At 60.2% G+C, this 20,686-nt stretch carries 17 protein-coding genes; 15 read left to right on the forward strand and 2 right to left on the reverse strand.

Annotated features, from left to right (window positions below):
* The first annotated feature begins 543 nt into the window (after window positions 1-543).
* From K349_RS0111625 to K349_RS0111645, 4 genes are all read left to right on the forward strand, one after another.
* Window positions 544-2,034 (forward strand): S-layer homology domain-containing protein, encoded by a 1,491-nt coding sequence (locus tag K349_RS0111625; protein WP_029165952.1) that lies wholly within the window; start codon window positions 544-546, stop codon window positions 2,032-2,034.
* Window positions 2,035-2,356: 322 nt separating this feature from the next.
* Complete coding sequence (locus tag K349_RS0111635; protein ID WP_245588048.1) at window positions 2,357-3,133, forward strand: hypothetical protein; 777 nt, start codon at window positions 2,357-2,359, stop codon at window positions 3,131-3,133.
* Between the two features lie 359 nt (window positions 3,134-3,492).
* Window positions 3,493-4,452: a 6-phosphofructokinase gene (gene pfkA, locus K349_RS0111640; RefSeq protein WP_029165954.1), complete on the forward strand. Its 960-nt coding sequence runs from the start codon at window positions 3,493-3,495 to the stop codon at window positions 4,450-4,452.
* Between the two features lie 11 nt (window positions 4,453-4,463).
* Window positions 4,464-5,447, forward strand: coding sequence for a DUF4392 domain-containing protein (locus tag K349_RS0111645; RefSeq protein ID WP_084460371.1), 984 nt, complete (start codon window positions 4,464-4,466; stop codon window positions 5,445-5,447).
* Window positions 5,448-5,496: 49 nt separating this feature from the next.
* On the opposite strand, the gene K349_RS0111650 is transcribed toward K349_RS0111645, so the two are convergent.
* Window positions 5,497-5,997: an ECF transporter S component gene (locus K349_RS0111650; RefSeq protein ID WP_029165956.1), complete on the reverse strand. Its 501-nt coding sequence runs from the start codon at window positions 5,995-5,997 to the stop codon at window positions 5,497-5,499.
* A 469-nt stretch (window positions 5,998-6,466) separates the two neighbouring features.
* On the opposite strand from K349_RS0111650, the gene fsa reads away from it, so the two are divergent.
* The 11 genes from fsa (at window position 6,467) to K349_RS0111710 (ending at window position 19,253) form a co-directional block, all read left to right on the forward strand.
* Window positions 6,467-7,147, forward strand: a complete 681-nt coding sequence (fsa, locus tag K349_RS0111660; protein ID WP_029165958.1) for a fructose-6-phosphate aldolase — start codon at window positions 6,467-6,469, stop codon at window positions 7,145-7,147.
* Between the two features lie 55 nt (window positions 7,148-7,202).
* Complete coding sequence (rho, locus tag K349_RS0111665) at window positions 7,203-8,510, forward strand: transcription termination factor Rho (protein ID WP_245588082.1); 1,308 nt, start codon at window positions 7,203-7,205, stop codon at window positions 8,508-8,510.
* Between the two features lie 61 nt (window positions 8,511-8,571).
* Window positions 8,572-9,987 carry a LysM peptidoglycan-binding domain-containing protein gene (locus tag K349_RS0111670; RefSeq protein ID WP_034265968.1) on the forward strand — a complete coding sequence of 472 codons (1,416 nt, stop codon included), beginning with the start codon at window positions 8,572-8,574 and terminating at the stop codon, window positions 9,985-9,987.
* An 81-nt stretch (window positions 9,988-10,068) separates the two neighbouring features.
* Window positions 10,069-11,502 (forward strand): sensor domain-containing diguanylate cyclase, encoded by a 1,434-nt coding sequence (locus tag K349_RS18155; protein WP_169731351.1) that lies wholly within the window; start codon window positions 10,069-10,071, stop codon window positions 11,500-11,502.
* Window positions 11,503-11,535: 33 nt separating this feature from the next.
* Window positions 11,536-13,149 (forward strand): CTP synthase, encoded by a 1,614-nt coding sequence (locus tag K349_RS0111680; RefSeq protein ID WP_029165962.1) that lies wholly within the window; start codon window positions 11,536-11,538, stop codon window positions 13,147-13,149.
* Window positions 13,150-13,181: 32 nt separating this feature from the next.
* Window positions 13,182-14,225 carry a hypothetical protein gene (locus K349_RS0111685; protein ID WP_051464362.1) on the forward strand — a complete coding sequence of 348 codons (1,044 nt, stop codon included), beginning with the start codon at window positions 13,182-13,184 and terminating at the stop codon, window positions 14,223-14,225.
* A gap of 35 nt (window positions 14,226-14,260) precedes the next feature.
* Window positions 14,261-14,680: a hypothetical protein gene (locus tag K349_RS0111690; RefSeq protein WP_029165964.1), complete on the forward strand. Its 420-nt coding sequence runs from the start codon at window positions 14,261-14,263 to the stop codon at window positions 14,678-14,680.
* Window positions 14,681-14,890: 210 nt separating this feature from the next.
* Window positions 14,891-16,090: a hypothetical protein gene (locus K349_RS0111695; protein WP_157367385.1), complete on the forward strand. Its 1,200-nt coding sequence runs from the start codon at window positions 14,891-14,893 to the stop codon at window positions 16,088-16,090.
* A complete protein-coding gene (locus tag K349_RS0111700; protein ID WP_029165966.1) occupies window positions 16,053-16,622 on the forward strand; it encodes a hypothetical protein in 570 nt (189 codons plus the stop codon). The genes K349_RS0111695 and K349_RS0111700 overlap by 38 nt, the downstream gene beginning before the upstream one ends.
* A gap of 14 nt (window positions 16,623-16,636) precedes the next feature.
* Entirely contained in the window at window positions 16,637-18,298 is a 1,662-nt protein-coding gene (locus K349_RS0111705; protein ID WP_029165967.1) for an LPS-assembly protein LptD, read from the forward strand.
* Window position 18,299: 1 nt separating this feature from the next.
* Complete coding sequence (locus K349_RS0111710) at window positions 18,300-19,253, forward strand: D-alanine--D-alanine ligase family protein (RefSeq protein WP_029165968.1); 954 nt, start codon at window positions 18,300-18,302, stop codon at window positions 19,251-19,253.
* On the opposite strand, the gene K349_RS0111715 is transcribed toward K349_RS0111710, so the two are convergent.
* Window positions 19,237-20,520, reverse strand: coding sequence for an ArsB/NhaD family transporter (locus K349_RS0111715; protein WP_029165969.1), 1,284 nt, complete (start codon window positions 20,518-20,520; stop codon window positions 19,237-19,239). The two genes, K349_RS0111710 and K349_RS0111715, sit on opposite strands and share 17 nt — an antisense overlap.
* Window positions 20,521-20,686 lie beyond the last annotated feature (166 nt).

Below are 20,686 nucleotides of genomic sequence, written 5' to 3' on the forward strand. Positions count from 1 at the left end.
GAGTGCACTTGCGGAAGAAAGAAGAAATTTTTCGAATGAAACGTTTCAGCGAGTACAGTGCTCTGATGGCAATGTGCGACAGGTTGGAAAGGGACGTGTCAAGGGCGATATTCTCAACTGCCTCGTGTGAGAGGGTCTTCCCGTGAGAGCCTCGATGCCGCCGTGGAAGTGGCCGGAACAGGCCTTGGCGGGATTTGTGACCGATGCCGGAGCAAGAGCCCTTGCAGGCACAGCTTGTCGAGAGAGAAATAGGTCTTGAGACCTATTGCGGCTCCGCACTTTCCCGTATATGATTTCTACGGAACAAGGGAAGGATTTCCCAAGGCTCTTTGACAATGCTTCCACTCGCTTGCGGTGACTCCCGATGGCAGGAAAGGAGGTGCGACAACCCCAGCCACTACGGACGAGCAGGCATAGGAAGACGGACCGGAAACGCACGAACTCGAGAGGACCGAGGAGGAAGGAAACGTGGAGACTTCATCCGAACCCCTCCGGGAATGGCGCGGAAGGCCGTACATATACCAAAAAGGGGTTGTTTTACACATGAGAAAGGTTATGGCAGTTCTGGCGGTCGTGGCCCTCGTGGCCTTCGCCGCTCCCGCGCTCGCAGCCAATCCGTTCATGGATGTTCCCATGAACCACTGGGCCTATGACGCGATCGGACAGCTCGCCGCTTCCGGTATCGTCAACGGCTATCCCGACGGCACCTTCAAGGGCAACCAGCCCATGACCCGTTACGAGATGGCCACCCTTGTCGCCAGGGCACTCGCCGTGGTCGACATGAACAAGGCCAGCAAGCAGGACGTGGAGATGCTGAAGAAGCTCGTCGTCGAGTTCAAGGACGAGCTGGATGCTCTCGGCGTGAAGGTCGACCAGATCGACAAGCGGGTCGCCGTTCTCGAGGAGAACATCGGCGGATGGAAAATCTGGGGTCAGTTCCGCTTCGATGCGAAGTTCGCCGGCGAGAGAGACCTCTATGGCGACGAGTACAATCTGCGGGGGAAGAACGAGTTCGATCTCAATCGCTATCGCCTGTGGCTGAGGAAGACCATCGACGAGAACACCAGTCTGACCATTCGGTTGGGTCGCTCCGGCACCACGCTGCAGCCTGGTGTGCGGTGGGAGCGTTTCTATGTGGAAACCATGCTTCCCTGGGATGTGAAGATGACGGTCGGCCAGTGGCTCTATGACTGGGAAGACGAGTCTGGTCTTTACATCGACGAAGATGCGTGGTTCACCGATGCGATTGTGAAGGGTTTCTACTTCACCAAGACTCTCGGCATGGCTGATCTCGCGTTCTTCGTCGGCCATGAAGAGCGGGATGCTACGGTCAATGGAGAGGCTGTCCCCGGTGGTAACGATCGCTTTGTCGGCGGTGTGCGGGCCAACTTCAACTTCAACGAGAATTTCCGTTTTGCCATCAACGGCTTGGCGTTCCTGCTCGACGACGACGATGCCGCAATCGCGACCGATTTCGACAAGAAGGTCTACTGGGCCGACTTCGGCGTCAACTTCACCCCTTCCATCGCCTTCAAGGGTGCATACTTCATAGAAGATCTCGATCGCCCCATGGTTGGCTCGGTGGAGGATTCTCCCAATGCGTGGAAGGCCATCATCGACGTGAAGCAGGAGGCCTTCGGGTTCACCAGCCTGTGGTTGGAATATGCCAAGTTGGGTGAGGGTTTCTGGTTCTACAACAACAACAATGGTTATGACGCGTTTGCATGGGATGCCTTTGGTGCCAGTAACCTTATCAACCGGAATATCAATCAGGACACGACAGTGCTTTTCGCGTCCCTGAGCCAGAAGTGGAACGACAAGTGGACCACGTTCCAGCGGTATTTCGTCGCCGATTTCGACACCGCGGGTCTTGATGACACCACCAACTGGACCTTTGGTGTGAAGTACCAGTACACCCCGGCCATGAGCTTCGAACTCGCGTACGACAACGTTGATTGGGGCGACAACAACGCGGCTGGTTATCGCTCCGGCGACGATCATCTCATTCGTTTGCGTACTCTCGTCAACTTCTAAGCTCGGGTAAGAAGTCTCGTTTTTCAGAAAAAAAGAGAGAGGGGCGACAAGTGCCTCTCTCTCTTTTTTTGTCGTTTGTACACGCGACAGGCTTGTCTCTCCGCGGTAGGTTGGGGAAAAACGGGCACGATCAGAGGAGAGCGTCGCAGTCCATGTCGTCCATATCGATGGAGGTGTCGAAAACCGGCGGTTGAGCGGAGTACGAAAGGATCGAGCGGTTTTGTCTCTCCGGAAAACAAGCTATAATGAAAGCGTGGGTGGTTGTTGTCATACCCCTTGGGCAGAGTTGGCTGCCTGTCATGGTGGAAGAGGAGGCGTGGACGTGGGAGGAACAATGAGGAGAGTGTCTTGTGTGATTGCTTTTTTTGTGCTGGGCTTTGTTCTGCTGGGCACGGAAAAGGCTTCTTGGGCGAAATCCAATCTTGAAACCATAACACAACGGTGGAGTAGGACGCAAACGTTCAAGGACGATTTGGGAGCAACGTTGGATATTACGGTAACCTATTATTCTGCGGAGTATATCGGTGCGGTTGTCCAGCAGGAAGCGGAAAAAAACCTTTGGACCAGCGATGAGATGGAGAACTACAAGTATAATTTGTTGAAAAACTTGCGACTGGACGAAGCGATTCCTATCCAGATCGCATTCAATAACAATGGTCCGACGATGCACATGGCTCCTTTCGACGGAATGGTCACTTTGCGTATTGGCAACAAGGTCTATAAACCCATAGACTATGACAAGAGATTTAATTTTAGACTTCAGGGGAAAATCGATGGTTTGGTTTATTTCCCCAGGTATGATGAAAAAACGGGAAAGCCTCTGCTGGATGGTGTCAATACTGTCCAGCTTGAACTCAGTTCTGGAATAAGTTCGACTACGGAAGGGCGGCGGGTTCAATTTCTTTGGGATGTGGGCCGGGACGATCCGGAAAAGATTTATGGAGGCAAGGCCGCGACCCAGCTCGAGATCGACCGTCTGCTCAAGCGAACCGAACGCCTCACTGCGGAAAAAGTGGACCTGGAGGGCAAGCTCAAGGCCATTTACGAGGAGTTGCTCACGATCCAGAAACGCATTGACGAACTGCAGAAACAGCAATAGGCTTCTCTCCCGGCATTTTCCTCCGAGGCGAGGCGCTTGCCCCGCCGTGGGGAGGGGTGATGTCCTTTCCTCGATGTCACTGAAAAAGGGCCTTGGATCTGCTGTTTTTCTTGAGCACCGCCGTTCCGCCGCCGAAGTTTGTTTTTCGGCGGCGGAACGGCGGTGCTTTTTTTCAGGTTTCCGCTCTGCGGGAGAGTTGTCACCGCAGGACGTGAAGAGAATTCCTCGGCATCCCGCGTTTACAAAACCCGGTTCCCGTGGTATGCATGGAAACAGAGAAGCGCCGTTGGCGATCGTTTCACCGAAGCGCTGACGCATTGACTGAATCCAGAGAAGATTTCCGCGAGGAGAGGATATCCATGAAGCGACTTGCCGTGCTCACAAGTGGTGGCGATTCTCCGGGCATGAACGCCGCGATTCGTGCCGTGACAAGGGCCGCGATCTACCGGAATCTCGATGTCATCGGTGTCCGCCGCGGTTATGAAGGGCTCCTCGACGGCGATGTGATTCCCCTCACCAAGAGTTCCGTCGGTGGGATCATCCATCGGGGGGGGACGATCCTTCGCACGGCGAGATCCGAGCGGTTCAAGCGCCCCGAGGGGGTCAACGAGGGGCTTTCCCGCCTCCGCTCCCTCGATGTGGACGGTCTCGTGGTCATCGGCGGGGACGGATCCTTTCGCGGTGCGCAGGAACTGCACCTGAGGGGGTTTCCTGTGGTGGGCATCCCCGGCACCATCGACAACGATCTCTGGGGGACGGATGCCACCATCGGCTTCGACACGGCGGTGAACACCGCCCTTGACGCGGTGGTGAAGCTGCGGGACACCGCAAGCAGCCACGACCGCCTCTTTGTCGTGGAGGTCATGGGGCGCCATTCCGGGTGGATCGCGCTCTCCGTCGGCGTGGCGAGCGGCGCGGAACACGTGGTGATTCCCGAGGTCTCCTTCGAGTTGGGACGGCTCTGCGACAAGCTCCACTATGCGAAGAAGCGGGGCAAGACGCACTCTCTCATCGTGCTCGCCGAAGGGGTCATGCCGGCCCAGGAGCTGGCGTCGCTGCTTTCCGACACGGCGGGCTACGATGCGCGCATCACCGTGCTGGGGCACATTCAGCGCGGCGGAGGGCCTTCCGCCGCGGACGCGATTCTGGCGTCCCGCCTTGGCGCTTTTGCGGTGGAGAGTCTCTGCGACGGAGAGAAGGGGATTATGGTCGGGTGTGTGAACGGGGCGATGTGCACTGTCCCTCTGGAGAAGACCTGGGCGGAGCGCAAGCCCCTCCCCCCAGAGCTGCTGGAACTCGTGGAAACGCTCAGTATCTAAGGGGGAGTCCCATGACTGACTCCGTTGTTCCTGCAGTGTCGTGCCGGATACCGCAGGAGAAAGACTCCTTTTGTGCCGCGGCGGAAGAGGTGATGCATCTCGTCGCCTCCGGAAGGACCGGGAGGGGCATCTCCGGCCTGGGAAGCGTGTCGGCGTGGCTTTCCGCGGTCGCTCTTCTGGAGAAACCTGAACGGATTGCCGTAGTAACCGGATTTTTCGTTCCGGAAAAGGGGGACTTGGTCTCGGAAGGGGCTGTCGCTTCCATTGGCCCTGGCGGTGCGGCGGAGACGGACGGGCCTCCGGGGGCGGTGATTCTGGGGCGGGCTCTCGCCCGCCTGGGGAAGGATGTTTCCCTCGTGACCGATGCGCTCTGCGCGCCCGCGCTGGAAGCCTGCTCCGCCGCCGTCGGGGGGCCGCCCGTGCGATGTGCCGCCTGCGGCGCAGAGGTGCTGGCGGAGGGGCCCCGGGCGCTCGTGTTTCTCGAACGGCTTGGCCGCTCCGCGGACGGACGGTACCGCAACATGCGGGGAGAGGACATTTCAGTGATCACGCCGCCGCTTGACGATGCCGTGCCTCTCGCTCGGAAAGCGGGGATTCCTGTGCTGGCCATCGGGGACGGGGGCAACGAAGCCGGTATGGGAGCGTTGGGAGAGGAACTTCTCAAGGCGGTTCCCGGCTTTGCCGCCGCTCTGAGCGTCGTCGCCGCCGACGTGGCCCTTCCCGTGGACGTCTCGAACTGGGGAGGCTACGGTCTCGCGGTGCTTCTTTCCCTGCGTTCGGGAAGACGGCTCGGCCACCTTCCCGGGGAGGAGCAGGCCATGCTCCGGGCCCTCGTTGCGGCGGGTGCCGTGGACGGGGTTACCAAGCGGTGCGAACTCTCGGTGGATGGTCTTCCTCTTCTAGAACACTGTCGTCTGGTGTGGCGGCTCGAAAACCTGCGGATCCGAAGAGGGATCGAGAAAGAGCTGCCCGAGGGGAGTGACCTTGAGCGGTGAGGGTATGGATGAAAATCCCGGGACTCCTTTGGAAGCGGTTTTTCGTTTTTCAGCGGACCGCCGGAGTTTTTCCGAGAATGCGGCGTTCGAGAAGCGGCACGAGCACAAGGGCGACGGCAGCGCCCACGCCGGTCTGGAGGAGATCCGTGGCGAACTCCACGGGAATCGCCGCACGCCCGTAGAGCACGCCTGCGGTGAGGCTGTACCCGGAGGTCATGACCGCCGCGCCGGCGGCGAGAGCGATGTGTCTGTTTCGGCGGGCGAGGCGTCCGACGAGATAGCCCTCGGTGCCCTTGATCACCGCAGTGATCGGTGCCCACAGGGGATAGCCCAGGACGAGATCGGCGATGGCGGCGCCGATGCCGCCTGCGGCGGCACCGTATTTGCCGCCCAGGAGGATCGCCACGGTATAGATGACGCCCTCTCCGAGGTTGAAATAGATCCGGAATCCCGGAAGGGGAACGTGGATCATGGTGGCCACCGTTACGGCGGCGGCTAGGACCGCGCCGAGGGCGACGCTCCGTGCGGGATGGTCCTTTCTCTCGTTCATGAAAAATCCTCCTGTGTGTGAAAAAGAGTATTTTCCTGGCGACCACGCATCCATTCTAGAGAGCTTTACGTGAAAAAGGCAGATCCAGAGGATGCGAGCAAACGGGCTGTTCTGGACCTACTCAAGGGGGACCAGCGCAGGACTCCCTGAAATCGCCGCTTGCGGAGGGCGAAAGGAGCGGGTATACTACCTGACGGGGCGCATGCACGTGCAGCGTTCTTTTTGTGTGTTGTACGGCAGTGCGCAAGGCATTTTCCACGCGAGGCGACATCTTCCGGTTCCATCCGAAAAAAGGGACGTCGACGCGCCGACGTTCTTGAGTCCGGATTCGAGACGACGGCTTCGTTTTCTTCGAGGGATCCGCGTCGTTCCTTTCCGTCCGTCCCGTCTTCCCGGCGTCGACGAGAGGTGGCGTCCATGCATTTCCCTTCCTGAAATTTCACGTTCCTGAAGAATGGAGGACTGGTTTATGCGCTTTTTTCTGGATACGGCGAACCTCGATGAGATTCAAAAAGGCGTCGCCTGGGGTGTGGTGAGCGGTGTCACCACGAATCCCACTCTCGTCGCCAGAGAGAAAGGGGTCGTGTTCGCCGATCGAATCCGCGAAATTTGTGCTCTCGTTGAAGGCCCGGTCAGTGCGGAAGTCCTTTCCCTCGATATCGAGGGTATGGTTTCCGAGGCGTTTCCCCTTGCCGCAATCGCTCCGAACGTCGTGGTGAAGATCCCCATGACCCCCGAGGGAATGGGGGCGGTGCACCGGCTGGCGGAAAGGGGAATCGCCACGAATGTGACGCTGGTCTTCTCTCCCCAGCAGGCTCTTCTCGCCGCCGCGGCGGGTGCGACCTACGTGAGCCCCTTTCTGGGAAGGCTCGACGATGTGGGAGAGCACGGCATCGCACTGGTGGAGGAGATCGCCCGCATCTACGATGTCCAGGAAATCGAGACGGAGATCATCGCCGCGAGCATCAGGCATCCACGGCATGTGGCGGATGCGGCGGCGGCGGGAGCGCATATCGCCACCCTGCCTTTCAAGGTGCTCCGGCAGCTTTTCGATCACCCTCTCACCACGTCGGGCATCGAACGTTTCCTCGAGGACTGGAGACGTTCGAACGGGTGCCCTGCATCGGAGAACGGAAGCCTCCATGGCTGACGCACAGAACGCACAACCCCCGAAACAGGACGCGGTGCTTCCGCCTCAGCCCGAGATGGAGGAAAACGGCTCGCTTGAAGCCGCGGAATCCGTCAAAACCGGAACGGCCAAGCCGAAGCATTCGTTCGGTGCCCTTTGCGGTCTCAATGTGACGGAACTCCGAAAAGTCGCCAGAGAAGTGGGTGTCACGGGAGCGTCTGCACTCCGCAAGGACGATCTGGTGGTGGCCATCCTCAAGGAGCAATCCGAGAAGATGGGACACCGTTTCGGGGGCGGAACGCTCGAAGTGCTCGCGGAGGGATACGGGTTTCTTCGTCCGAAGGGGCTTCTCCCGAGCGATCACGACATTTACGTCTCCGCGTCCCAGATCCGCCGGTTCGGGCTCCGTAACGGAGATGTCGTCTGGGGTGTCATTCGGGCTCCCAAGGACCAGGAGCATTATGAGGCGCTTCTCCGGGTCGAGCTGGTGAATTTCTCGGACCCCGAAGCGGCAAGACGGCGCCCTCATTTCGAGCACCTGGTTCCCATCTTTCCGGACAAGCGTCTCCGCCTCGAGACGGAGGCGCGTCAGGTCGCTCCACGCCTGGTTGATCTTTTCTCTCCCATCGGAAAAGGACAACGGGCCCTCCTCGTTTCTCCCCCGAAGGCCGGAAAGACCACGCTTCTCAAGCAGCTTGCCAATGCCATCACCACAAACCACCAGGAAGTCATTCTCATGGTTCTCCTCATCGACGAGCGTCCCGAGGAAGTCACGGACATGGCTCGCTCGGTGGACGGAGAGATCATCGCCTCCACCTTCGACCGACCCGCGGAGGAGCACATGCGGGTGGCCAACCTTGCGTTGGAGAAGGCCAAGAGGCTCGTGGAGGTGGGGAAGGACGTGGTCCTTCTTCTCGACTCCATCACGCGCCTTGCCCGGGCGTCCAATCTGGTGGTTCCGCCTTCGGGACGGACCCTCTCGGGAGGCATGGACCCGGCGGCTCTCTATTTCCCCAAGCGGTTCTTCGGAGCTGCGCGGAACATCGAGGACGGGGGGAGTCTTACCATCATCGGAACGGCCCTCGTGGAGACCGGAAGCCGGATGGACGAAGTGATCTACGAAGAGTTCAAGGGTACCGGCAATATGGAAGTGCACCTCACCAGGAAACTCGCGGAGCAGCGTGTTTTCCCCGCCATCGACATCGCGCGTTCCGGAACGCGGCGGGAGGAACTGCTCCTCGGAGAGGATGAACTGCAGCGGGTGTGGATTTTGCGGCGCCGCGTCGGCAGCGTGGACGAGGCGGAGGCGCTGAGCCTTATCATTGACAAGCTCAAGCAGACATCCACGAACAGGGATTTTCTCAATACGATCAAGGGAGCCTGAGTTCTCGTCCGTGTTTTTTCCGCTCAGGCCATCCACCAAGGGAGGGAATGCCTTGGCAAGGGTGCGAGAACGTATTTTCAAACGCAGAATCCGGGTTGGTCTCTGGGTCCTGGTGTTGTGCATGTTGAGCGGCACGGTGTATCTTTCCGTCGCTGCGGCGGAAAAGGCCGGAGCCAAGGGTATGTCGCCGCTGGCGGCGAAGATGCCCGGAGGCGAGGAATCGGGGCATATTCTCGTGGATGTTTCTGCCTCCGGAGAGGAAGAGTTGGTGAGTTCCGCCGGCCCGACGGCGGATCTGTCTCTTGAGGGAATAGGCCCTCTTCAGGCGGAAAGCCCCTTCACCCTGAAGGAGGAGGTGCTCCTCGAAGAAGTGAAACCCGGATCGGAGTCTCCTCTGTCAGTTGAGTCGGCGACGAAAGACGGAGCGGAGCCGGATCCGGAAGCGCTCTCCGGCGACGAAGAGGTGCGGCTGGAGGAAGAGTCGCCGTCGTGGAATCGCCATGTGGTGGCCGCTGGGGACACGCTTTCGGGGATCTCCGGGAAATACCAGATCGACGCGGCGCTCATCGTCAAGGCCAATGCGCTGAAGCATCCCGATCGCCTCAGTGTCGGGCAGGAACTTCTCGTTCCGAAGAGCCCCGAGGACGTGAACGCCGTTCTCGAGGAGTTGGAGCGTCGAAAGCTGGAAGCGGAAGAGAAGCGGCGCCAGGCGGAGCCTGTGGCGTTTACGGACTATGCGGTGAAACAGGGTGACAGCCTCTGGTCCATCGCGAGCGCCTTCGGTCTGGACATCAACACTCTTTTCGGCTGTAATGACCTGAAGGACCCGGATGTACTCAAACCGGGAACGTCCATGCGCATTCCCAATCAGGACGGCGTGCTCTACAAGATCAAGAAGGGCGATTCCCTGAAAAAGATCGCCGAACGGTACGGTGTGCACCCCGAGGCGGTTCTTGCCGCCAACGGCCTGGGGAAGGATGCGGCGCTTCAGGAAGGACAGAGCGTCTTTCTTCCCGGGGCGAAGCCCATTACCGTGGTCCGCGAGGGCGGCAGTGGTGCCTCTATCGCCGGATCGGGCGGGCGCGTTACCGCGAGGGGATTTGCCTGGCCTGTTCGTGGTCGGGTGAGCAGCCCCTTCGGCTGGCGGAGAGACCCTTTCACGAAACGCCGGGACTTCCACACGGGGATCGATGTTCGCGCTCCCCGGGGACAGACCATCGTGGCATCCAAGAACGGCACTGTGGTTTTTGCCGGCTGGATGGGAGGATACGGAAGGGTCGTCGTTTTGAACCACGGTGGAGGGTACACGACCATTTACGCGCACTGCAACAGTCTTCTGGTGAAGAAGGGGCAGTCCGTCTCCCAGGGGAAGGCCATCGCCCGGGTCGGCGCGAGCGGAAGAGCGACGGGGACGCATCTCCACTTCGAGGTGCGGGTGAACAATTCGCCGATCAATCCCATGCGGGTCTTGCGCTGAGAGCACTGCGCCGGAGGATCTTCCGGGCCAGGAGGGCGCGTCTCTCCTGGCCCGCCGTTTTGTTGAGGGAGGACGATGAGCGTGGACAGTCCTCGGTGGAGCAGTCTCAGGTTGCATGATCGATGGAGCACGATGCTGCTCCGGTTCGGTTTTGAAAAGGGTGTCTCGGCCTGTCTCGGTGCGCTTGGTCTCGCGGGAAGACAGGTCCGTGCCCTGGTCGTCGCCGCTCCGGACGAGATCCACTCCGAGTGGCGGATCGTCGCATCCCGTTCCGTTCCGGATCCCGAGGATGTGCTGGAGCGGATTCGTCCGTTTCTCGAACGTCTCGTCTCGGCCAAGTATCCCTATAAACTCGCCCTGAAGGATGCACCGTCGCTTCTCGTCCCCATCCGGGACGGGGAGCGATTTTTCGGTGTGCTCGCTCTTTGGACGTTCTGGGGAAGAAAACTCTCCTCGGTGGATCATCCCTACCTTGCCGATCTCGCTTCCCTGCTGGGAAAAGCCTGGGGGCGGGAGCATCACATCGGCATTGTGGAGAGCGCGCTGCGACTTTCCGGAACGGGAAACTTTCTGGGACAGATGCTCGAACGGGACGATGGCGATCCGCTCAGATTCACCGGCGAGGCGTTGCTGCAGCTACGACGGATTGTTCCCTTCTCCGTTTCTTCAGTGTGGGGCATGGATTGGGAAAAATTTCAGGTGAAGCTTCTTCTGGCGGAGGAGGGCGTTCCCTTCGACCTGTACGAGGAAGAGTCCTTTCTTCTCGGCAGGGGGCTCCGTGCCCTCGCCATGGAGCAGGACCGGGTGATTGTCTTCAGTGACCTCAAGGGGAACCGTTTCCGAGGGTATGCGGCCGTTCCGGCCCGAGGCGGAGACGATGCCTTTCGTCTGGTCGGAACGTTCGGTGCTGCGGAGGCGCATGTCTTTACCGGAAGACGGGTGGACTACCTGCGTACCTTCATGAACCGGCTGGCGGGGACGTGGTCCCTTTGGAGCCGAATGCAGCGGTGGAAACAGGAAGCGCTCTTCGACGAGATCACGGGATTGAGAAACAAACGGTGCTGCCTGCGCGAATTCGAGACCTCCTGGGAACGGCACCGTCTTCGCGGCGGGGAATACGCGCTGGCCTTCTTCGATCTGGACCATTTCAAGACCGTGAACGACATGCATGGCCATGTCGCGGGAGATGTGGTTCTCGGTCGGTTCGGGGAAATACTCCGGCGGCACGCGGAACCGATGGGGATGCCCTGCCGTTTCGGAGGTGAGGAGTTCCTTTTGCTCATGCCCGGGACGTCTTTGAAAGATGCGGTGGTCGCATGTGAGAAAATCCGGAAGACCTTGGCGTCAGAGGCGTGGAACACCCAATTCGGCAGGCTCCAGGTGACGGTGAGCTGCGGCATCTCGGAGGCCGTGCGTGATGGTGTTTCCGAGTCCCAGGATCTTCTGGCGCTTGCGGACGCACGGCTCTATGCGGCTAAAGGGAGAGGGAGGAACAGGATCGTTTTCAGTGACTGATGCGCTGAGGCGCCTTGCAGGGGAGGAGAAGAGATGACGAAATTCATTTTTGTGACGGGTGGAGTGGTTTCTTCCTTGGGAAAGGGGATTACCGCCGCTTCGCTCGGGGTGCTTCTCAAGCGTCGGGGGCTTCGGGTTTCCGTGATCAAGATGGATCCCTATCTCAATGTGGATGCGGGGACGATGAATCCTTTTCAGCACGGAGAAGTGTTCGTCACCGAGGACGGTGCCGAGACGGACCTCGATCTCGGGCATTACGAGCGGTTTCTGGACCTGAGCCTCTCCTCCGACAACAATATCACCACAGGGAAAATCTATTCGTCCGTCATTGCCAAGGAGCGCAGGGGGCGGTATCTTGGGGCGACGGTGCAGGTGATTCCCCACATTACCAATGAGATACAGGAGCACATCCTGAAGGTGGCGGACGGAAACGACGTGCTCATCGCCGAGATCGGCGGCACGGTGGGGGATATCGAGGGACTTCCCTACCTCGAAGCCATCCGGCAGGTGGCCGGGCGTGTCGGGCGGGGGAACGTGCTCTACTGCCATGTCACCCTCGTTCCGTTCATCGCCGCTGCGGGGGAGTTGAAGACCAAGCCCACCCAGCACAGTGTGAACGAGCTGCGTCGCATCGGTATCCAGCCGGATATCATCGTCTGCCGGTCCCAGTTTCCTCTGGAAGGCGACATCAAGGACAAGATCGCGCTCTTCTGCAATGTCCGGAAGGAGGCCGTCGTGGAGGCTCTCGACGCACCCAGCATCTATCGGATTCCGTTAACGCTCCACGATCAGGGGGTGGATATGCTCGTGCTGCGGCAGCTTGGAATTCCCGCGACACAGGAACCCGATCTGATGGACTGGAGAGAATTCGATCATCGTTGCGCCAATCCCGAAACGGAAGTCGAAATCGCCATGGTTGGGAAATATGTGAGCCACAAGGACGCCTACCTGAGTGTGGTGGAGGCGCTGCGGCATGCTGCTGCGGCGGGGGGCGCGAAGCTCGTGCTCCGGCACGTCGAAGCGGAGGATGTGGAACGGGACGGTGTCGGATCCCTTTCCGGTGTTCAGGGAATCCTCGTCCCCGGAGGGTTTGGAAGCCGAGGTATCGAGGGGAAGATCGCCGCTGTGGGATATGCGAGAACGAGGAAAATTCCCTTCTTCGGGCTCTGTCTCGGGATGCAGGTTGCGGTGGTGGAGTTCGCTCGGAATGTCTGTGGTATCGCCGCGGCACACAGCTCCGAGATCGATCCGGGTACGCCGAATCCCGTAATCCATCTTCTGGAAGAACAGAGGACGATTTCCGATCTGGGTGGTACCATGCGATTGGGAGGATATACCTGCGAACTTGTTCAGGGCAGCAGGTCTCACGAGGCGTACAAGAAGAGCGTGATTCGGGAACGTCACCGTCACCGCTACGAGTTCAACAATGAGTACCGGGAGCGCCTGGCAAGGGCTGGGCTCGTGACGGCGGGAGTCTGTCAGGGAAGGGATCTTGTGGAGATTGTGGAGTTGGAGGGACATCCCTGGTTTGTGGGTGTCCAGTTCCATCCGGAGTTCACGTCGCGTCCGGTTCGTCCCCATCCGCTCTTTCGGGATTTCGTCGCCGCTGCCATGAAAGTGACTGGAAAAGGTGCGCTTCAGGATTGATGACGGAGCGCGCCGAACGAGGAGGGATTCGAGTGAGGCAATGGAAAAAGGAAATCAATGAGGTCGGGAAAACCCTCTTTGCGCTGTGTTTTTGCGCAGCGGTGTTCCTTGCCGTCGTTCCCGCGCGTGCGGAAGAGGCGGGGGGACAGCAGGAGACGCCCTTTCAGACCTTGGGACAGGTGGAGACGATTTTGTTCGGCAGCGTCCAGGCGGGAGGACTCGTCTCCCGCCTCGGAAAGGTGGAACAGGACCTCTTCGGCAGGGAGCTTCCGGGGAGTCTCGCGGAGCGGCAGCAGGCCCTTCTCGATTTCATCCAGAAGGGGAGCGGCGGACAACCCTCGTTTCTGTTCAAGCTCGGCGTCGCCGAGTGGGCTGTGACCCAGAGGGCCGAGCCCCTTCTGCCGGCGTCGGAACGGATTCGGATGCTGGAGGAGCATTTGGAGGGAACGGCTCAGGAGGACCGGCCGCTTGCCATGCGCCTTGAGCGGGTTATCCAGATGCTGCTTGGCGACGGCATTCTCTGGGAGGAGACGAAGGTCCCCGCCGGAACGGTCATGAAGGTGGAATTGGGCGAGACGCTCTCCCCGAAACTTGCGAAACCCGGGGACGTGGTGCAGGTGCACCTCGTGCGAGACCTCGTGGTGGATTTCCGCCTTGTCGCGCCCAGGGGAAGCATCGTGAAGGCCAGCGTGGCGGACGTGAAGCCTCCTCGAAGTTTCGGCAGATCCTCGGAAGTGAAAGTCGGATTTGACGTGTTGCTTCCTCTCGGACCGACTCCTCTGCCTGTCACCATTGGAGAGTCCGCGAAGAAGGCCGCCGAGGGAGACAAGGCTGTCATGGCCGCGGCGGGAGCGAGTTTCCTCGGACTCGTCGTGCTCGGTCCCGTCGGACTGGCGGGGGGATTTTTCGTACGGGGCGATGATCGGGATCTTCCCGAGGGGACGCAGTTCTACGTGGAGGTGAGAGAAGCGTCCCGCGTGCAGGCCTTTCCGGTTCCCCAGGGGCTGCAGGGGCTGCTCACGGAAGACGAGGGAGACGCTTCCTCGCCGGACGTGACGCCTACGGCCACGCAGTGAGGAAAGGAACACGAACCGAAAGGAGGAATGCGGTCATGAAAAAATTTCTGGGACTGTTGCTCGTGTTGGGTACGGTGATGACGGGAAGCGCCGCGTCCGCCATCGATTTGGGGCCGCTTTTGGGAGTCGTCGGCGGAGGTCTCCTTGTGGATGCCGTTGCGGGTCCCCTCAATGATTTCATCAACACCATCACTCTCAACAAGGGAGTCGGGGCGAAGGAATCCACCAAGGTGGTTCCCATCGTCTCCGTCGGATCGGGAACGCGCATCGGCGCGGCCCAGGTGTCGGGACCCAAGAACACCGTGGACAAGACGAAGGCCGTCGCCCAGATCGAGACATCGTTCCAGGGTGTGCGCATCAAAATCCTCGTTCCCATCGATGCCCTGAATCCGCTGGATCGTTTCCGAAGGGTCCAGGGCGTGGGCGTGTCGGCGATCATCGACCTGAAACTGTAGTCTTTTATCATGGCGTTTTTGTTTTCTCCGAGAAAAAAGGAGGCGGTGATGCGGAGGAGCGGCCCGCCTCGTTTCGGAGGGTCGTTCAAAGCTCTTTTGTCGCGTCGGAAGAGGGTCCATGCCGTTTTTTCCTGCGTGTGGCTTTTCGTGTTCTTTTCTTTCGTCGCGCCGCTTTTTGCCGAGGAGCTGTCCGCTCCGGAGACATCTCCCATGGAACGTCGGGAGATGTTGCGTGAGGTCACGTCCATTCTGGAGCGGTACACGGCATTTCGGTGGGGGGAGGATTGTCTCGTCTGGGTGGTGCACTATCCGGAGGAACTTGTGGATCCCTGGGTACGACTGGAGGCCGCAAAACGCGGTTTCTCCGCCGCGGATGCCGCCACCTACAAGCAATCCTTTCTTCGGGATCTGCGCATGGGTGATTCCGAACCCGTGCTCCTCACCATCTATCAATTCGGCGGATCGCCGCTCTCCCTGGCTCCCCTTTCGGAACACCTCGCTCTCGTGAATGACAGAGGAGAACGCGTTGCTCCCTCCTCCTACGATGAATCCTTTGACGGGGTTCTCTCCGGTGTCGTGCAGGGATTGGTTTTCTTTCCGAGACAGGAGGGAACGTTCACCCTTTCCCTTTCCGGAATGGCCGGAGAGGAGCAGTTTTTTGCCTTTTCGGGAATGTCTCCGGCGAAAGAACCGGTTGCCGCGTCGCGCGACGTCCCCGCCGAGACCATGGTGGTCACTCTGGGGGAGAACCCCGGAGGAGGAAAGACCGGACAAGACGCCCCGAAGGGCGCGGTGACGGTGGCCGCAAATTCCTCCGTGCCGAAGAGGGAAGAGGGGAAAAAAGCGCCCTCTCCGCATCCTCAAAAAACCGACGCGGACGTGCCGTCTCCGCCGCCTTTTCTCGTCATGCCCAACGCACCGGTTCCCATCCAGGGAGGAGGGGTGGCGATGCCGATGCAGGACACGTCTCTTCCTTCCTCCGGGGAGGTGGCTTCGGAGGAACCGCTCGCAGTGGACGAGGCGGTTCCTGAGATGTCGCTTTCCATGGATGTCGGAGCACGGCCTCTCGAAGATGTCGCTCCGGCGTCGGGGACGCCGGAACGGCTCATTCGGCTCTCCCGGCAGCAGACGGTGGAGAAGTTCCTCCAGGGGTGGATCGCGGGGGACGTGGATGCCATGTACGAACTGCTCACGAAGGACACGAAGGTGTTGTACACCCGTGACGCCTTCGGGAAACGCGTGCTCGAAGGAAGTTTTCGCTGGGCGCTTAAGGAGGGGTACGTTCTCTCCTGGCCCAACGAGACGGTGGTGAAGGTCAGTGCCGCCCAGAAGCTGTTGGTCATGCGGGTGCTGAGGAGCGAGGTCCTTCGTCTTGTGGAAGAACAGGGCATCTGGCGGATTTCCTGGTAGACTGCTCGCGTTTCTTGTGCTCGCGGGGGTTGCCGGGCTGGTTTTTCTGATGAAACGGGACGTGAGCCTCCTGGAGGAGTTCATGAAAACTCAAGGGACGGCTCCGAAATTGCCGCTCACGTTGGAGCGGGTCTCCATTTCGCGGAACGTGGAGGAGAATCTCTGGACTGTGCGGACCCCGCGACTGGAGCGTCTGGGTGAGCAAGTGCGGGCTGTTTCCCTGGAAGTGGAACTCGTCGACGAGGAACGACGCCGGTATGTCATGGTTGCGGAGACGGGAATGTTCGACGAGGAATTCGGCGACGTTCTCCTCGAGCGGGTTCGGGGCGAGGTGGAGTTTCCTTCGGGGGACCTGCGCTTTGTCGCTCCGAAAGGGACATGGAATCGGGGGGACGGGAGACTTGTCTTTCCCGAAGGTGTCTTCGCGGAAGAGAACGAAAAGACGACGCTTCGCGCCGGTGCCGGATGGATTCTTCCCGGCGGGAGCGTTTTCCTGAGCGGGGACGTGGTTGTGGAATGGGAGGAACCATGAGGGAAGCTCGTTCGATGTCGTTGTTTCCGGTGCTGTTGCTCGTCCTGTTTTTTCTCCAGGCGTCTCTCCTCCCGGTTTTCGGCGAGGAACCCGTACCTCAGGTTGTGGTGGATGCCGACCGTGTTATCTATGACGAGGCAGGATACACCGCTCTCGCCGAGGGTAACGTGCGCCTCCGCTACGGCGAGTTTCGCCTTCAGGCTCCCCATGTCGAAATGGATACGCGCACGCAGCTGCTCAGGGCCTCCGCGGCGCCGGGGGAACTGGTGACGGTGCATTGGCGGGGCCGCCGCTTGTCGGGAGAGCGGGCGGAGTTCAACCTGGCCACCCAGGAAGGGGTGGTGCGCAACGCTTCGGGACAAGTGGACGCGCTTCTTTTCAAGGGAAAGGAGCTCGAGGTTCTTCCCTTCGAGACGGCGGTACGGACGAACCGCATCAGCGCCCGGCAGGCTCGAGGTGGCGACCGGGACGGAGACATGGCGTTCTGGGAAGGCGCGACCATCACCACCTGCACGGAGGAGCGTCCGCATTACCGGCTGGAAGCGACGAATCTCGTCGTTGTCCCCGGAAAGCGAGTCGTGGCGAGAAATCCCAAGGTCTACATCGGCGAGTTTCTTCTGTTTCGTTATCCCTTTGACTACGTAGTTCAGTTGGACACAAAACGGCGGGCACTTCAGACGTCCTTCTTTCCTTTCCTGAGTTATGAGGAAGACCGCGGGATTGGAGTGGGGTTTTCCGGGCCTGTTACGTGGCCTGGAGGGAGTCTCACCCTCGGACTTATGTACTGGAAGGAATCGGAGTTCGAGGGGTGGGGGAAGTTCGAGCAGGAGCTGAGCGACACCGTGCGTCTTTTCGGAGAGACCGAATATTCCTACGAGAAGGAATCGGACGAAAAGACCTGGCGCCCCACCTGGGGATTCCGTGTTCTCTCCGGAGGGTGGAGCGGCACGATGAGCTGGAAACAGCGGGAGGCCGTGGAGATCGAAAAACAACTCGGCAAGATCTACCGGGGAACGCTGGAACGCGATCCTGAATTCACCCTGGTCGGTCCCTGGTGGTCCGATGGAGCGAGCGGAGGATGGTGGCGTCTCCACGGCACCTGGGGCACCTACGAGGAAGAGGGGCTTCGCGCCGAACGCCGCGGCGCGGGAGTGGAACTTTACGGCGAGGGTTCGGGGACGAATCTCGTGCCCTTCTGGAAGGCCAAGTACATGCGCTATTTCTACGACAGGGAGAGTGCCGGAGGTGACGACACCCAGACTGTCACCGAGGCGGCGCTGGGCTTCGAATGGCCTCTTTCGAGTCTGCGGATGCGCACCACCTACTTTCGGCGCTGGGTGTCCGGCGGTTCTCCTCTGCAGTGGGATGCGGAGGAGGAAGCGGAGGAGCTTTACCAGAAAATCACCGTTCCCCTCGGGAACGGATGGAAATTCGCCGCCCGGGGCGGATACGATCTCAACGCGTCGGAACTGCAGGAGATGGCCTATTGGGTGACCTATACCCTCGATTGCATGGAGTGGGAGCTGTTGGTACGGGACGATCTTCAAAACGGCGATGACTGGGCGGGCCTGCGCATCACCATCCTTGCGTTTCCGGACACGCCTCTCGGTGTGGGACAGGAGGAGATCGACGACAGGGGGAGCCGCCCCAAGGATCTCCCCGGATCCGGAAACTGACATGCCTGCAGACGTGGAAAGGATTCTCGTCGCCTGCGGCGGCGACAGCCCCGAGCGGGAGGTTTCCCTCAGAAGCGGCGCGGCGGTGTGCCAGGCTCTCGCGGAGGATGGATGGCCCTCGAAACTCCTGACGCTGCAGACCCCGAAGGACGTTTTGCCCCTTCTGCGGGAGGGCACGGCGGTGTTCGTCGCGCTTCACGGAGGATGGGGTGAGGATGGGCGTTTTCAGGCGCTTCTGGAAATGGCGGGCGTTCCTTACACGGGAAGCGGGCCCGAAGGGTGCATGCGCGCCATGGACAAGGTGGTGAGCAAGCTCCTCTTTCGGCAGTACGGTATTCCCACGGCGGCGTTCTCGCTTCTGCATTCCGGAGGAGGACATTCCGAGGCGGCCTTGTGCGCGCTCGCCCGCCGCGTTGCGGAAGGCGAAATCCTTGTCGTCAAACCCTCCGGCGCCGGAAGTACCGTGGGAGTCACCATCGTCCGGAAAGAGGAGGAGCTGAGCGAGGCGGTCCGGGAGGCGGAGCGCTTCGATGGAACTGTGCTCGTGGAGGACTACATTCCCGGGAAGGAACTCACGGTGACGGTGTGGGACGATGGAAGCGGTCCGTCGGCGTTTCCCGTCGTCGAGATTCGACCCAAAGGCACTTTCTACACCTACGAGGCGAAGTACACTCCCTTTTCCAGCGAATATCTCGTCCCCGCGCCGCTCGACGAGAAGACGTCCGACAAGGTTCGACGCATCGCCGTGGAAGCTCATCGGGCCACGCGGTGCGAGATCTACAGCCGGGTGGATCTGCGCCTCGATCCTCAAGGAAAGCCATGGGTTCTGGAGGTGAACGCCGTTCCGGGGATGACCGCCACCAGCCTCGTTCCCAAGGCTGCGGCGGCGTTCGGTTGGAGCTTTCCCGAGCTGGCAGGACGAATCCTTCGGGCCTCTCTCAGGAAGCGAGGATGAAATAGCGGAGATAGAGGTAAAGCGTGGAGGAGAGCAGCGTGGCTCCCGTGACGAGGCTTCCGACGCGGAGGAAGCGGAAGAAGGAGAGCCTGATGCCGCCTTTCTCCGCGATGCCCGCCAGGACAAGGTTCGCCGATGCACCCACCAGTGTTCCGTTTCCCCCCAGACAGGCCCCCAAAGCGAGTGCCCACCAGAGCGGTTCCGCGTTCATGGACGAGAGGGATGCCACATCCCGCACGAGGGGAATCATGGCCGCCGTGTAGGGGACGTTGTCCACCAGGGCGGAGAGAATTCCCGAGCCCCACAGGAGCATCCCGGCGAACAGTTCGGGGCGGTTTCCGACGGTGTCCACGAGATGCGTTGCGGCGATCTCGATGATCCCCAGGTGTTCGAGAGTTCCCACGAGCATGAAGAGTGTGGAGAAAAAAAGAATGGTGACCCAGTCCACTTCCTGAAGGGCCTTTTCCAGCGGGACAGGACAGAGCAAAAGCCCCGCCGTGGCCCCCGCGATGGCGATGGTCGCGGCCTCGAAACCAAGTGTGCCGTGAAGTGTGAACGCCGCAAGCACTCCGGCGAGGACGGCGAGAATCCGTATCGTTCCCTTTTTGTCCAGCGGTTTTCCGCCTCTTTGAAATCGAAGGAGGAGTTCCTCCGTTTTGTGCGAGGGAACCAGCTCCTTCCGGAAGAGCAGGTACAACAGGCCGTGCATGATGCACAGCGCCAGCAGCGCCGCAGGGCCCAGGTGCAGGAGGAACTCGTTGAAGGAAAGACCGGCGGCGGATCCGATGAGGATGTTGGGCGGATCGCCGATGAGTGTCGCTGTTCCACCGATGTTGGAGGCGAAGATCTCTCCGAAGATGAACGGCTCCGGGTCGAGATCCAGAGTTTCGCACACGGCGAGGGCCACGGGACCGATGAGGAGCACCGTGGTGACGTTGTCGAGGAGAGCGGAGATGAGTGCCGTGAGGGATGTCAGCGCCACGAGGAGCCGCCAGGGATGTCCCTTGCTCAGCGTGATGGCGGTGATGGCGGTGCGTTGGACGAGTCCCGTCTCTTTGACGATTCCCACGAGGATCATCATGCCGATGAGCAGGCCGATAGTGTTGAAATCAATGAAGCGAAAGGCGTCTTCCTGGGTGACCAGCCGGAGAAGGAGTACTCCGGAAAGTCCCGCCATTGCCGCCTTCAAACGATGCATCTTTTCGCTGACGATGAGCGCGAAGGCCGCGACGAAGATGATCCCCGCAAGCCACTGTTGTCCATTCATGATGCACGTCCCTCCTGGAATGCCGAGACGAATCCAAGAAAAAAGCGGCAGAGGTGGCCGTTGCCACCCTGCCGTCCGAATTTCCTCCTCGGGCGTTTTCCTCCTCATGTTCCACGGAAAAAGCCAAAAGGAATTTCCCGTGGGAGAAAAATTCACCCGCTACGCG

Origin of the sequence: Aminiphilus circumscriptus DSM 16581 (genome assembly GCF_000526375.1) — a bacterium.
Taxonomy (GTDB): Bacteria; Synergistota; Synergistia; order Synergistales; family Aminiphilaceae; genus Aminiphilus; species Aminiphilus circumscriptus.

Bases quoted from the DNA above. Each gene is read 5' to 3' on its own strand.
- K349_RS0111710 (WP_029165968.1), top strand. From the start codon at position 18,300: ATGCCTGCAGACGTGGAAAGGATTCTCGTCGCCTGCGGCGGCGACAGC.
- K349_RS0111650 (WP_029165956.1), bottom strand. From the start codon at position 5,997: ATGAACGAGAGAAAGGACCATCCCGCACGGAGCGTCGCCCTCGGCGCG.
- rho (WP_245588082.1), top strand. From the start codon at position 7,203: ATGGAGGAAAACGGCTCGCTTGAAGCCGCGGAATCCGTCAAAACCGGA.
- fsa (WP_029165958.1), top strand. From the start codon at position 6,467: ATGCGCTTTTTTCTGGATACGGCGAACCTCGATGAGATTCAAAAAGGC.
- K349_RS0111715 (WP_029165969.1), bottom strand. From the start codon at position 20,520: ATGAATGGACAACAGTGGCTTGCGGGGATCATCTTCGTCGCGGCCTTC.
- K349_RS0111645 (WP_084460371.1), top strand. From the start codon at position 4,464: ATGACTGACTCCGTTGTTCCTGCAGTGTCGTGCCGGATACCGCAGGAG.
- K349_RS0111695 (WP_157367385.1), top strand. From the start codon at position 14,891: ATGGAACGTCGGGAGATGTTGCGTGAGGTCACGTCCATTCTGGAGCGG.
- K349_RS0111690 (WP_029165964.1), top strand. From the start codon at position 14,261: ATGAAAAAATTTCTGGGACTGTTGCTCGTGTTGGGTACGGTGATGACG.
- K349_RS0111705 (WP_029165967.1), top strand. From the start codon at position 16,637: ATGTCGTTGTTTCCGGTGCTGTTGCTCGTCCTGTTTTTTCTCCAGGCG.
- K349_RS0111680 (WP_029165962.1), top strand. From the start codon at position 11,536: ATGACGAAATTCATTTTTGTGACGGGTGGAGTGGTTTCTTCCTTGGGA.
- K349_RS0111625 (WP_029165952.1), top strand. From the start codon at position 544: ATGAGAAAGGTTATGGCAGTTCTGGCGGTCGTGGCCCTCGTGGCCTTC.
- pfkA (WP_029165954.1), top strand. From the start codon at position 3,493: ATGAAGCGACTTGCCGTGCTCACAAGTGGTGGCGATTCTCCGGGCATG.